Source organism: Rhizobium sp. TRM96647, from assembly GCF_025780115.1.
Classification (GTDB): domain Bacteria; phylum Pseudomonadota; class Alphaproteobacteria; order Rhizobiales; family Rhizobiaceae; genus Mycoplana.
The window spans coordinates 1-12,410 of the sequence record NZ_JAOXHF010000030.1 but is presented as its reverse complement, the minus strand read 5'-3'; the positions used below and the strand labels follow the sequence as shown (position 1 = coordinate 12,410).

Sequence of the window (12,410 nt, the reverse complement as noted above, 5' to 3'; positions counted from 1 at the left end):
TCATCGCAACACGGCTAACGAAAGCCAATCGACTATGTCGACTGATCGGCGCATCCGGCCTCCGGGTGCTGGAGGGCATAACCGCTGCCGCGAACCGTCCGGATCAAATCCGGGCCCCGCGCCTGGAGCGCACGGCGAACGTGACCAATGTGAATATCGACAGTGCGAAGTTCAACGTCCGCATTGCTCGGCCAACAGGATTTTATGAGCACTTCCCGATCGCAGACCATTTCCGGTTCCTGCAGCAGCCGGCGCAGAATACGGAACTGCAGGGCGCTCAGATGCACCGGATTTCCACCCCTGCGCACGCTCATCATTGCGAGGTTCATCTCCAGATCAGCAAACCTGAGGAGGTTTTCCGATTGGTCGTCGGCTGCGACTACCCGTTGAGAATGAGCGAGACGACGCAGAAAATCCATTAAGGTCGCCGGGTCGAAAGGACGCTGAAGGAAGAGATCGCATTCGCCGGGACGGACTGCCGCTTCGGTCCTTGACAGAAGTATCACGGAAGCCGACGGGAACTGCGAACGCGCGCACGAAAGAAGAGCCGGCATTTCTCCGTCTTCGCCCGGCCAGGCGATCAGGAGCGCAGAAATGTCCAGCCCGGCCATCGACCTGATCTCCGATGACGTGCTGGCAAGCACCGCATCAAAACGCTCACAAACCAGCAAATGTCTCAGCATCAAGAAAAGCTGCGCGTCTGCGGCGCAAACGAGAACCTTGCTCATCAACGGTCTCCGATCTCACAAGGGCGCAAATTCTCCTCCGTTCACGTCGACGATCGCACCGTTGATGAACCCGGCATCTTGTGAGGCCAAAAAGGCAGCGGCCGCGGCGATATCGGCGACCTCCCCCAAACGGCCGACGGGGATCCGACGGAGAGCGGCACGGTTGGTCTCGCTGTCAGCTGGTCCGGTCATCTCTGTCAGTATCCTCCCGGGTGCGATCATGTTGACGGTCACGCCGCTGCCGATGCTGCTTGCGAGCAGCGAACGGCAAAGTCCGGCCAGTCCGGCCTTCGAAACGACATAGGCGGTTCCGGCGACCCGGGGGACGGTCCGACCAGCGATGGAGCCGACCAACACGACACGGCCAAACCCTCGCTCCAGCATGGTCGGCAGCACCGCCTGGCAACACAGCATCGTGCCGGTGAGGTTGACGGCAAGGACATGGTTCCATTCCGCAAGGCTCAGCTTCAGGAACGGCGTTGCGCCGTTCTCGTCCCTGGGCGAGATGCCTGCATTGCAGACCAGCGTGTCGGCCGGTCGCCAGTGCGCGTCCACCGCACGAAAGAAACCGGGAATCTCCTGCGGCAAGGCAAGATCGACGCACCCTGCCAAGATCCGATCGGCACCAAAGCGGCGAACGAGCCGGTCTCTGGCGGACTCGACATGGTCCGGGTTCTGACCGAAGAAGGCCACGTTGAATCCGGCCTCGAGAAAGGTGGTGACCGTGGCCAGCCCGATGCCGGAACTACCACCTGTCACCACCGCGACCCGTTCTGGCCGTTGGTCCGTCACGCCGCCTGGTCCATCGCCGCAAAGATCGAAAGCGCCGGATGCGCATCCGGATCCGTCATGACCTCGATCACGAAGGGCTCGTTCGATTCAATGGCAGTCGCTATCGTCGAGGAAAGGTGAGCCGGATCCTCGATACGGGCCGAGCGGCATCCGCAAGCGACGGCCAATGCGGCATGATCGACCGGCGCAAAATGGCACGCCGATGTGAACCGGCCAAATTTTACCGTCTCCGCGTCACGCTGAAAACCGAGAATGCCGTTGTTCAAAACGATGATGACGACGGGAATTCTGAGACGCACCATGGTTTCTAGTTCCGCCCAACTATGGGCAAAGCCGCCGTCACCGACGACCGCGACGACCGGCCTGTCCGGCTCGGCGAGTTTGGCGCCGATGGCAAGCGGCACGCCCCACCCGAGGCCGGCCAGCCCGCGCGGCGTCACAAACCTGCATCCTGCGCGCGGCGCTCGTAATTGCCCGACGACCCACATAGACGAATAGCTGGCGTCGGCAACGACAGTCAGATCGCGGTCGAGCCAGGGTTGCAGTTCACTCATCACCCGCTCGGGCCGTATCGGGCCGTCGTCGCAACGCGCCACTGACTGGCGCTCTTCCTCGAACTGCGCCCAGCAGCCGGCGACCTCTCGTTCAAGGTCAGCGCGACCTGCATGGCGCGAGGTGAGGTCCTCGGTCTCAAGTGCATCGCACAAGGCCTCGACGGTCTCCCTTGCGTCGCCGGTAAGCCGGGTTGCCTCGTAGTTTCGCCCGATCTCCATGGGGTCGATGTCGATATGAAGCAGCCTGGCTGATGACGGGATCTGGCTCCAGTTGTCGGTGCCGTTCTGGTTGGTGCGCGTCCCGACCAGGATGACGAGGTCAGCTTTCTCGAGAAAGGGCCGGGTGTGGGTTCCGAGGGACCGAGGGCCTGTCAGAGATCCCAACACGCCGAGCGACAAGGGATGGAATTCACTTACGGCACCCTTACCCATGTTCGTGGTGCAGACCGGCAGGCTCGCCAGCTCCTGCATCCGGGAAAGCTCGAATGAGGCGCTCGCACCGTGTACGCCGCCTCCTGCGAGCAAGACCGGTCTCTTTGCTTCCGCGATCCATCGTGCCGCGCGCTTGATCACCTCGTCACTCGGCCGGCACCGATCGAGCGGGTAGCGGCCAAGGCTCATGCGTCTCAGCCCCTGTTGCGGGTTGATGCGCGCCCGCAGCAGATCCGCCGGGAGCAACAAGGCAACAGGCCCCGGGCGGCCCGAGGTTGCGGCCGTGAACGCCGCCTCGACATAATGCTCGATCTGGTCTTCGACGTGGACCCTCCGGACCCATTTGGTGCAAGCCTGAAACAACCCAATGTGGTCGAGTTCCTGGAAGGCATTCTTGTCGGCCTGGTCGCGTTCGACCTCCTGCACCAACGCCACGACCGGAATACTGGCCTTCAGCGCCTCGGCAAGCGGCGGCACCAGAAGTGCCGCTGCGGGGCCGTTCTGCGCGGCCACCACGCCGACCCTGCCAGACAGACGGGCATAGCCGTCAGCCATCGCCCCACCCATATTCTCCTGGCGATAGGCAATCTGCCGGATGCCCCGCTCTTCCGCAGCAAGCACCAGGGCGGAGGGCAGGCTTTGCGCGAAAAGAAACTCGACCTCGTGCCGCAAGAGCGCCTCCGCCACACGGTCGGCGACGGTCTGCTCGATGGAAAGGTTATTCATGACGGGATCTCCTGGCTGCGTTCCTGATCTGTGGTGATGAACATTTCAAAGACGTCGGCGACGGCATCGATGTCACAGGCCGTCATCGCCGTCGAAAGGCAGGCCGCCGCGCCAAAGGGCAACAAGACACCCCTGCGGAGAAAGAACCGGCCAAGACGGCGCATGGTTTTGGCCTCTGCGTCAGACATGACGGCATCGGCATAGGTTGTCGGCAGCGTCCGCTTGGCATGGATACGGAACAAGGATGAACTCCCGGCCACCGAGAAGGCAGCGCCATGACGCGCGGCGATCGATATCAACCGACTTCTCAGCCGATCTGCCAGCTCTTCCAATTGGATGAAGGCATCGGGGGTCATCGCTTCCATGGCAACGCGCCCGGCCACCATGGAAACAGGATTGGCGGCAAATGTACCTCCTTGGGACACGGCCGGTGATTTTCCGTCCGAGCGAAAGACCTGCATGACCTCCGCGCGGCCTCCGATCGCCCCGATCGGAAAGCCGCCACCGATGATCTTTCCCGCGGTGACGAGATCCGGACGAAGTCCGAATCTTGCCGATGCTCCCTGATAGCCCTGGCGCAGATTGAGAACTTCATCAGCGATGATGAGTGTGCCGTTGCGGCGGGCGAAACTGGAGAGACGCTCGATAAAGTCGGGGAGGGGAGCGAGAAGCCCGGCCCTGCTCGGCACCGGATCGATGAGAATCGCCGCCAGACGCCCGGCGTGTGCTGCAAGGACTTCTTCCAGCACCTCGGTCCGATTGAAGTCCAATACGACGACATCATCCGCAATGCTTTCGGGCGCGCCACGATAGGCTTGAAGCCGCGGAGCGAAGCCGGAAGGAGAACCGTTCTGCCCGTTTTCGGCCCAGTCGTAGGCGCCGTGATAGGCGCCTGAAAAGCGGACAATGGCCGACCGGCCCGTGTAGGCTCGGGCTGCTTTGATCGCAAACATGACAGCCTCGGTCCCGGTGTTGACAAAGCGAACCCGCTCCATCGCCGGGATCCTGGAAACGAGCAGTTCGGCCAGGGCAATCTCGTGCTCGGTCGGGTTGGCAAAGCAGGTTCCGCTGCGTAGCAACCGGCTAACAGCCTCGGCGACGGGCTCGAAGCCATGTCCATGAATCAGAGTCGTGAAGTTGTTGTTCAGATCAAGGAAGCGGTTGCCGTCCACATCCGTCACGTAGGCGCCCTTTCCAGCGGCCATGTAGATCGGGTGGGGATCGAGTTCGATGGTGGATCGGGTGAGGCCGCCCGGTAGAACCCGGCAACCGCGGCGGTAGAGACGGCTGGACATGGGGCACCCCCCCGCCGGGCCGGCTGGCGCATGGCTATGCATTGGACTGCTTTCTGTTGCGGTAAGGTCGTAGCTTTATGGAAGCTTCATATTTTGTTGCAACAAAACATGCAGACGTCAAGCCCACGCAACAAAAAAGATTACATCTGGATCGCCCTCTTCTGAAGCGCAGAGCGCAACTGGCGATAGCCTTCGCGGATATCGTTCTCAAAGGCTGCCCGCAAGGCGCCTCGATCACCGTCCAGCATGGCCTCTATCGCCATCTGATGGTTGCGCACACCCTGCCGCTCCTCGGCAAAGTGCGGGTACAGCCCATAGAAGGACGGCCCGACGCGCAGCCACTGCGCCTCGATCATGGCGACCAGATGCGGCATTCCGCTGAGGCGGTAGACCAGAAAGTGAAATTCCTTGTTGTGCCACAGCGCCGCCGCATAGGACTTCGCCAAAAGTGCGGAATTGATTTTTGTCTGTATTTCTATCAGTTTTTCAACATCTTCCGATCGACACCTTTCAATCGCAAGCTCCGCCGCCAGCCCCTCAAGCGCCAAGCGGATATGCGTTATCTCCTTCAGGTCAGCCTCGGTCAGTACCGGCACGATGACCGTCTTTGGGCCCGCGTAGACAAGCGAATTGTCGGCAACCAGCCGGTTGATCGCGTCCCGCGCCGGCGTGGAACTGACGCCCAACGCCTCGGCAACCGACCGCACCGTCAACTTGTCGCCAGGTCGATAGCCCCCGCGCGTCAATCGGTCGCGCAACGCCTCATAGGTGGCATCGCCAAGATTAGGCGCCTGCATCTGTTTTCCCGATGTCGATTGTGTCGCACTCATATTCACCTCAAGCGTGTTGACAGACCCATTTTTTGGTGCAACAAAAATGCAAATATGAAGCTTTTGCAAAGTTTGGCGCACTAAAACCTATACCGTTGCAGGGTTTGCAAGTCACCGCCCCGTGCGCCGGATCGAGGTCAGTCGATCGTTTTCTGAGCTGGCTTCGCAGAACTCGAAAAGCATCCAAGCAGAATAAAAGGGGAATGAATTGATCGGACAGAGCCTTTCACTTCGCGGAATCCGCAAAGCATATGATACGACGTACGCCGTTCATGAGACAGATCTCGAAATCGGGGCGGGGGAATTTGTCTCAATCGTCGGCCCGTCGGGATCGGGAAAAACGACGCTTCTGACAATGATCGCCGGCTTCGAGCGGCCGACGACCGGCTCGATCGTTGTTGGGAATGCAGATATCACGCGGCTCGCACCGAACCGACGCGACATCGGGATGGTCTTCCAGAGATATGCCCTGTTTCCTCACATGACGGTTCGCAAGAACCTCGAGTTTCCGCTGCGAATGCGGAAGCGACATTGCAGCGGCGACCTCGGCAGGCGCGTCGACTCCATGTTGGACATGGTGCAGTTGGGCCCGTTTGCACATCGTTATCCGCACCAGCTCTCCGGTGGACAGCAGCAACGCGTCGCAGTCGGTCGTGCGCTGGTGTTCAACCCGCCTGTGCTGCTCATGGACGAGCCCTTGGGGGCACTCGACAAGAAGCTCCGCGAGACGATGCAACTGGAAATCAAACGACTTCAACAGCAACTCGGCGCAACCATCGTGTACGTCACGCACGACCAGGAAGAGGCACTAACGTTGTCGGATCGGGTGGCGGTCATGCACAAGGGCCGGCTCGAACAGATCGGCCGTCCACTCGAGCTCTACACCGAACCGCAAAGCGCCTTTGTCGCTGATTTCGTCGGCACGGTCAATTTTATCCCGGGCGTGATCGTCGGATCCGACTGCGGCACTGCGACGATCCGCATCGCCACGGGCGCAATCATCGAGACGGTCAGGAACGGAAAGCAGCCACTGCCTGTCGGGGCAAGAGCGTCAATCGCGATCCGACCGGAGCACATCCGCATTTGCCCGCCTGGTAGCGAAACTTCGGGCTTGCCGGGAACGCTCGAAAACCTGGTGTTCTCCGGCGCGAGCCGGACTGCACATGTCAGCCTGACAGGCATGGAAGGGCAGACCCTTCGCATGCAGGTACCGAATGAATTTGCCTCCCTGCCGGAACCGGGCGGGAGGCTCGCGATCGATTTGCCATCCGACAAGATGAAGCTTTTCCACGCCGACGACGGGAGGCGCCTGTGAACATGCCCAGTTCCCCGAAGCGGGCCTTACGTGTCCTGGCCGGTGCCGACAATGCCAGTCGTTACAGTTCGCTGACATCTGTGATGCTTGTCCTGCCGCTCCTTGGCATTCTGGCTATTGGCTTCGTCTACCCGGTTGCCGAACTGGTCAGGCTCAGCCTTTCAAACGGTGGTGCCAGTTACCTGCGGATCGGGCGCGACCCGCTCTACCTCGGCGTCCTGACAACCACGATGGCAACTGCGGCGTCCGTCGCGGTCATCTGCGTGTTGCTCGCCTATCCCGTCGCATACGCCATGACACGCCTGCGTGGGGGCGCCGCATTGTTGGCTGCCGCGTGCGTGTTCATCCCGCTCTGGACCTCGGTCCTCATTCGATCCTATGCATGGATCGTCCTGCTGCAGCGAAATGGCATCGTGAACGACCTGCTGCACAGCACGGGTCTGATCGACCAGCCGCTCAAACTCCTCTACACGCAGGGAGCGGTCATTCTCGGCATGGCCCATATTCTGCTGCCCTTCGCAATTCTCCCGATTTTCGCCACGCTGAGAACCTTGCCCGCAGACCTCGCCCGTGCTGCCGCCAATCTGGGCGCTGGGCCTTTACACGGGTTCTTGCTGGTCACATTCCCGCTTAGTCTGCCGGGCGTCTTTGCCGGTTCCGTTCTGTGCTTTGTTCTCGCACTCGGCTTCTACATCACGCCGGCGCTGCTTGGTGGACCGGGTTCGATGCTGATGGCGACCCTGATCGGTCAGCAAACCGTCGTCCTTCTCGACTGGCCGCTCGCCGCGGCGCTGTCAACAATTCTCCTGACCGTGACCCTGCTCACGGTCGTCGTATTCCGCAAAGCAATTTCATTGAGCAAGGGGTTCCAAAGTGTTCATTGACCGAAACGTCATCCAGCGCCCCCGTGCGGCGGATTGCAGTCCGACGAAGAAGCGCTCCATCGACGTCACGCTGCAGATGATCCTCTCCTGCTTTCAGGCCATCGGCATCACCGCGCTTCTCTTTTTTCTGATCCTGCCGACCCTCATCATTGTTCCGATGTCGATCAGCACCACCGCTTATTTGCAGTTTCCTCCCCGAGGTCTGACCTTGGAGTGGTATCGGGCATTCTTCAACGATCGAGACTGGATGTCTGCCACCTGGTTCAGCCTGAAGATCGCCTTCGCAACCTGTTTCGTCGCCACGAGCGTGGGAACGATGACGGCACTGGCACTGGTCCGAGGGAATCTCCCGTTCAAAGGTGTTTTGCACACGCTGTCGCTTGCGCCGATAATCGTGCCCCACATCGTGCTCGGCGTGGCGCTCTATCTGGTGTTCGCCCCTCTGGACCTAACAGGTAGTCTGACGGGTTTCCTGATCGGCCACACGGTTCTGGCCGTCCCCTTCGTCGTGATTACGGTAACAGCCGCCTTGCAACGTGTTGACCCGGCCCTGGAACTGGCCAGTCTCAACTGCGGCGCCAACCGCCTGCAGACCTTCCTGCACGTGACGTTCCCCAATATCGCACCTGGCATTTTCTCCGGCGCGGTCTTCGCCTTTCTTGCCTCGTTCGACGAGGCAACGGTTGCATTCTTCATCTCCGACGTGGATGGCAAGACCATCAGCCGCAAGATGTTCGAAGACATCGACTTCAACCTGACCCCCGTCATAGCTGCGGCATCCACGGTCCTCGTCGTCGCATCGCTTGGCCTTATCGCACTCGCCCACCTTCTTTCTGCAGACAAAAAATCCAGAACTCAGAGGAGTGAATGCCCATGAATTCGACAGGACGCATATTCTCACGCCGGCTTTCGTGGCTTGCGGTATTTGTCTTCGCAACGTCTGCCATCCCGGTGCAGGCTCGGGAACAGGTCATCATCGCATCGACAGGCGGCGCTTACGACCGCGCATTGAAGAAGGCCTGGTTCGACCCCTTCACCGCAGCTACGGGCATCGCCGTGACCGTAGTCTCCGCCACGAATGCGGAAATGCGGGCCAAGGCCGCCGCCATGGTCAAGGCCGGCAATATCAACTGGGACCTCTATCTCGACGGGGAAATCCAGGCAGCGTCCAAGGCACACCAGGCGGTTACCGAAGATCTTACGGAATTCTGCGCAGCCTATTCTGCCAGGCCCGATCTTGCCAGCAACGCTTGTACAGCCGGAGGGGTCTTGCTTCAGTCCACGGCAACCCTGCTCGTCTATCGCAACGACAGAGCAACAAGGGTACCGGAGACCTGGACCGATATGTGGGACCTGACCGCCTATCCAGGCGGACGGGCATTCCCGAACTTCGACGATCCCTGGCGCGTCCTCGCCGCGGCACTGTTGGCAGACGGCGTCGAAAAGGGAGACCTCTTTCCTCTGGATGTCGACCGGGCATTTCGCAAACTCGACGAAATCAGAGACAATGTGACCCTTTGGTGGAAGACTGGCGACCAGAGCGTGCAGGGTTTCCGAAACAACGAATACGACCTTGGCCAAATTTGGCTGACCAGAGCTAAGGCGATGAAAACCGAGGGGTTGCCGATCGACTGGTCCTACAAGGCATCGTTCCTCGTTGGCGACCGCATTGCCCTGATCAAGGGGGCTCCCAACAAGAGCAACGCCCTCAAGCTCATAGCATTCTGGCTCGATCATCCGGCTGTGCAGGCCGAGGCCTGCGACATACTTTCCTGCACGCCGCCAAGCAGCGATGCCATCGCGCTGATGTCCGCCGAGTCGCGCAAGTCCATGCCGACGACCACGGACCTCAAGGACAGTGTGATCATTCCCGACGCTGAGTGGATCAATGCAAACGCCGGCATGCTCCTGCAGCGCTGGAACAATTGGGTGCGCTAGGGAGGCCAACAGTTGCCTTCGTCAGCCGGCGAGCGCCGGCTGACGAAGGTCACAGGCGAAGATTGGGGCAATATCAATGACCGAGCTCGTTGTCATCCATTCCAAGGATCCAGACTTTTATCTTCTGATAAGCCACATCCTGACCAACTCCGGTTTTCCGACGGCGTTGGCGGAGACCGTGGAGGCACTCTCCGAGCCTAGAATTGCTGCCGCCCTGGCGACGATTGTGGATTGCAGCACGGATCCAGGCACCAATCTTTTGTTCTGCCGGGCCCACAAGTCGAACCCCGCAACCGCCCATCTCCCGCTCTTGGCGCTCATTCCAGCACGACAGGAATCCCATCTTCTCCCATTGCTCAAAGCAGGCATCGACGAAGCTTTGATCCGGCCCGTCTCCCCCGAGCACGTCATCGCCTATCTGCGCGGTCTTTGCGACAGACGGCACGGCGCTTCCCGCGCGAGATTGCAGCCAAGCCTGCGGTTTGACGATCTGGAAATCGATGAGTCCTTGCGCATGATCAAATCCGACCTTGGCTCGGCCCAGCTCAGTCCAATCGAGTTCCGACTGCTCAAGCGGCTTATCGAAGAACCCGGACGTGTACGAGATCGAAATGACCTGATCCAAGCCGCCTGGCCACCCAATTTCCATGTCGAACATCGGACCGTCGATGTGCACATCGCAAAACTCAGACGCCGGTTGAAACAGACGACGGGCAAGAAGATAATTCGAACGATCCGCTCGACCGGTTTCGTCGTCGATGACGCCGCCATCGGGTTTGAAAAATCTTGATAATTCTTTAGCAGGAACTTCGTTGTCACGGCGTGCGCCGCATGGCCTAATTCTCGCACTGGTAGCAAGTGGAGAGTGTCATGCCAAACGCTGCTGAGAGTTCCCGGGGTCGGTCCGTCACTCGTCAGTTCCGAAATACCGCAGCGATGATCACCGCCGCCGGCCCCAGCTTCGAAGCAGCCCATTACCAGGGAATCATGGCGATCTATGCCACGCCACGCGATGGCCGCGTCGTTCAGTTGGCGCAAAATGGCCCCCGAGTCAGCGACTTCGTCCGCTGCTCCTACCTGGGCCTCGACAATCACCCTGCCATCGTTTCCGGCGCTTCGGAAGGGATCCTTAAAGCCGGCGCCTTGCACTGGTCGTGCGCCCGGACCCGTCTCAATTTCGAGACTCTGGGAGAGCTCGAGACCAACCTTTCCAGTCTGTTCCGCGCAAAGGTCCTGACCTTCACAACGGTCCTTGCGGCCAATATGAGCGCTCTTCCGTTATTGGCATCGGGTCATCTGACAGGAGGGCAAAAGCCGCTTGTTGTGTTCGACCGCCTGGCCCACGCTACGCTGGCCTATCACAAGGCGACGATTGCCGCAGAAACGAGGGTCGAGACCCTTCCTCACAACGACATGGCCGCATTGGAAGCACTGTGCCGCAGCCATCCAGCCGTCATCTATGTCTGCGACGGCGTGTATTCGATGGGCGGATCTGCGCCGCTTGCCGATCTCTTGTCATTGCAGGACCGCTACGGGCTTTTCCTCTACATCGACGACGCTCACGGCATTTCCCTTGTTGGCACTGAAGGCTCAGGTTTCGCGCGATCCGTGTTTTCGGAACTTGGTGATCGAACCATCGTCGCCGCGTCTCTAGGCAAGGGGTTTGGCGCATCGGGCGGCATCCTCATGTTGGGGACCGCGACTCAAGAGCTGTTGTTCAGGCGATTTTCAGTCGCCTATGCATTCTCCGCTTCACTGAACACTGCCGCAATCGGCGCCGCACTTGCGTCCGCGGAAATTCACCGAACGGAGGAACTCGCCAAAAGACAGCAGGCACTCAGGCAAAATCTCGCCCTGCTCGACGAGCTACTGCCATCACGGGACAGCCATTCCGTTCTCCCCATTCGCACCGTTCGCCTTGGAGACGAGCTCCTTGCGGTGGCTGCCGCCCGCCAGTTGCTTCAATTCGGCTTCTACACCTCCGCCATCTTCTTCCCCACGGTCGCACGTGGCGAGGCTGGCCTCCGGATCTGCCTTACTGCGTCACACAGCGAAACCGAGATCCGTGGCCTTTGCGCGGCAATCCAGAGCATCAAAGAAGAAGTTAATCAGCAGCTGTAAGAGATTCTGGCCGGAACTGGGAGGTGTGAAATTTGCAAAGATGGCTGCTCAAGATTATTGACCTTGCTTCCACGGCGCAGGACGCCGCCATGTTGAAACGTGAACTGGGACGTATCGTCGAGCGTGCCGGCTTTGACCGATTTATCTACCTGGATATCAGGCCATCCGGCACGAAGCTGGTTTCCAATGCCCCACGCGAATGGCAGGCGCGATACCTGATGGAAAACTGGGCGTTGCACGATCCTGTCATCACCTTGGCAAGGAAGAGTGTTCGGGCATTTCGTTGGGACCTCAAGCAGTGGAGCACGCTGGCAAGGTCTCACGCCAGTGATCTGTTGCTGGCGTGCCAGGCAGCCGGCATGTCTGGCGGCTTGTCCATACCTATCAAGACAGGCTTCGGCCATTTGGCTATACTGACCATGACGACCTTCCGACCGGAACGCTTCACCGATCTCCCGGTCGACGAAGTGGTTGCCGCAACAGCCGTCGCACAACTCCATTGCCGCCTACAGACTTGCACTGGAACGGCGCCCGCGACAATCGTGACGGCCCTGACCCCAAAACAGGCGTTGTGTCTGCGATGGGCCGCAGAGGGCAAGTCGATGAAGGACATCGCGGCGATGGAGGAGATCAAATCATCAACTGTCGTCTTCCATTTGAACAATGCCCGCAAGACCTTAGAGGCCATGTCTCTGCCTCAAGCCACAGCCATCGCGACAAAGCTCCAGTTGATATGATTTAATGGCCAACAAAAGGCGGAGTTTGTGGGGTGCGCCCGCCAATCTCGACAACTTC

12 protein-coding genes are annotated in these 12,410 nt (G+C 59.9%); 7 read left to right on the top strand and 5 right to left on the bottom strand.

From position 1 onward, the window contains the following. Window positions 1-32 precede the first annotated feature (32 nt). From OCK02_RS25790 to OCK02_RS25770, 5 genes are all read right to left on the bottom strand, one after another. Window positions 33-728, bottom strand: a complete 696-nt coding sequence (locus OCK02_RS25790) for a winged-helix domain-containing protein (protein WP_263815515.1) — start codon at window positions 726-728, stop codon at window positions 33-35. Between the two features lie 15 nt (window positions 729-743). Further along, complete coding sequence (fabG, locus tag OCK02_RS25785; RefSeq protein WP_263815514.1) at window positions 744-1,520, bottom strand: 3-oxoacyl-ACP reductase FabG; 777 nt, start codon at window positions 1,518-1,520, stop codon at window positions 744-746. Next, window positions 1,517-3,232 carry an acetolactate synthase catalytic subunit gene (locus OCK02_RS25780; RefSeq protein WP_263815513.1) on the bottom strand — a complete coding sequence of 572 codons (1,716 nt, stop codon included), beginning with the start codon at window positions 3,230-3,232 and terminating at the stop codon, window positions 1,517-1,519. The genes fabG and OCK02_RS25780 overlap by 4 nt, the downstream gene beginning before the upstream one ends. After that, window positions 3,229-4,527 carry an aspartate aminotransferase family protein gene (locus OCK02_RS25775; RefSeq protein ID WP_263815512.1) on the bottom strand — a complete coding sequence of 433 codons (1,299 nt, stop codon included), beginning with the start codon at window positions 4,525-4,527 and terminating at the stop codon, window positions 3,229-3,231. Before OCK02_RS25775 ends, OCK02_RS25780 begins: the two co-directional genes overlap by 4 nt. Window positions 4,528-4,667: 140 nt before the next feature. Then, on the bottom strand, window positions 4,668-5,357 hold the full coding sequence (locus tag OCK02_RS25770; protein ID WP_263815511.1) for a GntR family transcriptional regulator: 690 nt from the start codon (window positions 5,355-5,357) through the stop codon (window positions 4,668-4,670). Between the two features lie 208 nt (window positions 5,358-5,565). Between OCK02_RS25770 and OCK02_RS25765 the strand changes: the two genes are divergently transcribed. The 7 genes from OCK02_RS25765 to OCK02_RS25735 all read left to right on the top strand — a co-directional run bounded on the left by OCK02_RS25765 (window position 5,566) and on the right by OCK02_RS25735 (window position 12,352). Then, window positions 5,566-6,672 carry an ABC transporter ATP-binding protein gene (locus OCK02_RS25765; protein WP_263815510.1) on the top strand — a complete coding sequence of 369 codons (1,107 nt, stop codon included), beginning with the start codon at window positions 5,566-5,568 and terminating at the stop codon, window positions 6,670-6,672. A gap of 2 nt (window positions 6,673-6,674) precedes the next feature. Beyond that, window positions 6,675-7,556, top strand: coding sequence for an ABC transporter permease (locus tag OCK02_RS25760; RefSeq protein ID WP_263815517.1), 882 nt, complete (start codon window positions 6,675-6,677; stop codon window positions 7,554-7,556). Between the two features lie 76 nt (window positions 7,557-7,632). Continuing rightward, window positions 7,633-8,433, top strand: a complete 801-nt coding sequence (locus tag OCK02_RS25755; protein ID WP_263815516.1) for an ABC transporter permease — start codon at window positions 7,633-7,635, stop codon at window positions 8,431-8,433. Next, on the top strand, window positions 8,430-9,494 hold the full coding sequence (locus tag OCK02_RS25750) for an extracellular solute-binding protein (RefSeq protein ID WP_263815509.1): 1,065 nt from the start codon (window positions 8,430-8,432) through the stop codon (window positions 9,492-9,494). The genes OCK02_RS25755 and OCK02_RS25750 overlap by 4 nt, the downstream gene beginning before the upstream one ends. A 76-nt stretch (window positions 9,495-9,570) precedes the next feature. Next, complete coding sequence (locus tag OCK02_RS25745; RefSeq protein ID WP_263815508.1) at window positions 9,571-10,284, top strand: winged helix-turn-helix transcriptional regulator; 714 nt, start codon at window positions 9,571-9,573, stop codon at window positions 10,282-10,284. Window positions 10,285-10,364: 80 nt separating this feature from the next. Then, window positions 10,365-11,615, top strand: coding sequence for an aminotransferase class I/II-fold pyridoxal phosphate-dependent enzyme (locus tag OCK02_RS25740; RefSeq protein WP_263815507.1), 1,251 nt, complete (start codon window positions 10,365-10,367; stop codon window positions 11,613-11,615). A 32-nt stretch (window positions 11,616-11,647) separates the two neighbouring features. Then, on the top strand, window positions 11,648-12,352 hold the full coding sequence (locus tag OCK02_RS25735; RefSeq protein WP_263815506.1) for an autoinducer binding domain-containing protein: 705 nt from the start codon (window positions 11,648-11,650) through the stop codon (window positions 12,350-12,352). The last annotated feature ends 58 nt before the right edge of the window (window positions 12,353-12,410 follow it).